At 39.2% G+C, this 413-nt stretch carries 1 pseudogene; it reads left to right on the top strand.

From position 1 onward, the window contains the following. A pseudogene (locus tag Q8G36_RS28675) lies at positions 1-413 on the top strand (IS5/IS1182 family transposase); the annotation flags it as partial.

The raw sequence follows: 413 nt of genomic DNA, 5'->3' as shown, positions 1-413 counted from the left end.
TAAAGATACAGACCTGTTTGAACAGATTTTCTATCGCATCTTAATAACAGCTGCTGATAGAAAGGTAATAAGTGCTGAACACGTATTCGTCGATTCCACACATGTGAAAGCCAATGCGAATAAGCGCAAATTTGAAAAGAAAATCGTACGCAAAGAAACACGAGCATATCAAGGAAGTCTTCAAGATGAAATCAATCAAGATCGTGAAAACCATGGAAAGAAACCTTTTCCACCAGATAAATTTGATAAGGAAGAAACCAGAGCAATTAAAGAAAGTACTACGGATCTGAGAGTGGCTACTATGTGAAAGATGAACGAACAAAACAGTTTGCCTATTCATTCCACGCGGCCGCAGACCGCAACGGTTTTGTATTGGGAACGATTGTAACACCTGGTAATACACATGACAGTCA

It is taken from the genome of Peribacillus frigoritolerans, assembly GCF_030676415.1.
Taxonomy (GTDB): domain Bacteria; phylum Bacillota; class Bacilli; order Bacillales; family DSM-1321; genus Peribacillus; species Peribacillus frigoritolerans_A.
The sequence above is the reverse complement of the archived record's forward strand: the minus strand, read 5'-3'. Positions and strand labels throughout refer to the sequence as shown.